The sequence below is a fragment of the Photobacterium sp. WH77 genome, assembly GCF_022014395.1.
GTDB classification, from domain to species: Bacteria; Pseudomonadota; Gammaproteobacteria; order Enterobacterales; family Vibrionaceae; genus Photobacterium; species Photobacterium arenosum.
Genome location: NZ_JAKLTE010000042.1, coordinates 1 through 2368, shown reverse-complemented (window position 1 = coordinate 2368; position 2368 = coordinate 1). Strand labels below are relative to the sequence as shown.

At 53.4% G+C, this 2368-nt stretch carries 1 rRNA gene; it reads left to right on the top strand.

Annotated features, from left to right (window positions below):
• Positions 1-2349 (top strand): 23S ribosomal RNA (locus L6J37_RS21115); the annotation flags it as partial.
• Positions 2350-2368 lie beyond the last annotated feature (19 nt).

Sequence of the window (2368 nt, the reverse complement as noted above, 5' to 3'; positions counted from 1 at the left end):
GTGACTGCGTACCTTTTGTATAATGGGTCAGCGACTTAATTTCAGTAGCAAGGTTAACCGTATAGGGGAGCCGTAGGGAAACCGAGTCTTAACTGGGCGTACAGTTGCTGGGATTAGACCCGAAACCAGGTGATCTAGCCATGGGCAGGTTGAAGGTGAGGTAACACTTACTGGAGGACCGAACCGACTAATGTTGAAAAATTAGCGGATGACTTGTGGCTAGGGGTGAAAGGCCAATCAAACCTGGAGATAGCTGGTTCTCCCCGAAAGCTATTTAGGTAGCGCCTCGGACGAATACTACTGGGGGTAGAGCACTGTTAAGGCTAGGGGGTCATCCCGACTTACCAACCCTTTGCAAACTCCGAATACCAGTAAGTACTATCCGGGAGACACACGGCGGGTGCTAACGTCCGTCGTGGAGAGGGAAACAACCCAGACCGCCAGCTAAGGTCCCAAAGTATCACTAAGTGGGAAACGATGTGGGAAGGCTCAGACAGCCAGGATGTTGGCTTAGAAGCAGCCATCATTTAAAGAAAGCGTAATAGCTCACTGGTCGAGTCGGCCTGCGCGGAAGATTTAACGGGGCTAAGTGATACACCGAAGCTGCGGCAATGCGATTTATCGTATTGGGTAGGGGAGCGTTCTGTAAGCGGTTGAAGGTGTGCTGTAAGGCATGCTGGACGTATCAGAAGTGCGAATGCTGACATGAGTAACGACAAAGGGGGTGAAAAACCCCCTCGCCGGAAGACCAAGGGTTCCTGTCCAACGTTAATCGGGGCAGGGTAAGTCGACCCCTAAGGCGAGGCCGAAAGGCGTAGTCGATGGGAAACGGGTTAATATTCCCGTACTGCTTATTATTGCGATGGGGGGACGGAGAAGGCTAGGTGGGCCAGGCGACGGTTGTCCTGGTTCAAGGGTGTAGGCTGCAGAATTAGGCAAATCCGGTTCTGCACTAAGGCTGAGACCCGATGTCGAGTCACCACGGTGATGAAGTCATTGATGCCATGCTTCCGGGAAAAGCCTCTAAGCTTCAGATAATAAGCAATCGTACCCCAAACCGACACAGGTGGTCAGGTAGAGAATACCAAGGCGCTTGAGAGAACTCGGGTGAAGGAACTAGGCAAAATGGTACCGTAACTTCGGGAGAAGGTACGCTCCTGGCGGTGAAGTCCCTTGCGGATGGAGCTGCCGGGAGTCGCAGATACCAGGTGGCTGCAACTGTTTATTAAAAACACAGCACTGTGCAAAATCGAAAGATGACGTATACGGTGTGACGCCTGCCCGGTGCCGGAAGGTTAATTGATGGGGTTATCTTCGGAGAAGCTCTTGATCGAAGCCCCGGTAAACGGCGGCCGTAACTATAACGGTCCTAAGGTAGCGAAATTCCTTGTCGGGTAAGTTCCGACCTGCACGAATGGCGTAATGATGGCCACGCTGTCTCCACCCGAGACTCAGTGAAATTGAAATCGCAGTGAAGATGCTGCGTACCCGCGGCTAGACGGAAAGACCCCGTGAACCTTTACTACAGCTTGGCACTGAACATTGACCCTACATGTGTAGGATAGGTGGGAGGCTTCGAAGCAGGTACGCCAGTATCTGTGGAGCCGTCCTTGAAATACCACCCTTGTCGTGTTGATGTTCTAACGTCGCCCCGTCATCCGGGGTGCGGACAGTGCCTGGTGGGTAGTTTGACTGGGGCGGTCTCCTCCCAAAGCGTAACGGAGGAGCACGAAGGTGGGCTAATCACGGTCGGACATCGTGAGGTTAGTGCAATGGCATAAGCCCGCTTAACTGCGAGAATGACGGTTCGAGCAGGTGCGAAAGCAGGTCATAGTGATCCGGTGGTTCTGAATGGAAGGGCCATCGCTCAACGGATAAAAGGTACTCCGGGGATAACAGGCTGATACCGCCCAAGAGTTCATATCGACGGCGGTGTTTGGCACCTCGATGTCGGCTCATCACATCCTGGGGCTGAAGTCGGTCCCAAGGGTATGGCTGTTCGCCATTTAAAGTGGTACGCGAGCTGGGTTTAGAACGTCGTGAGACAGTTCGGTCCCTATCTGCCGTGGGCGCTGGATGATTGAAGGGAGTTGCTCCTAGTACGAGAGGACCGGAGTGAACGAACCGCTGGTGTTCGGGTTGTGTCGCCAGACGCATTGCCCGGTAGCTAAGTTCGGCACAGATAACCGCTGAAAGCATCTAAGCGGGAAGCTGGCCCTGAGATGAGTCATCCCTGAGGCTTTGAGCCTCCTGAAGGGCTGTTCGAGACTAGAACGTTGATAGGCAGGGTGTGTAAGCGTTGTGAGGCGCTCAGCTAACCTGTACTAATTGCCCGTGAGGCTTAACCATACAACACCCAAGGGGTTTT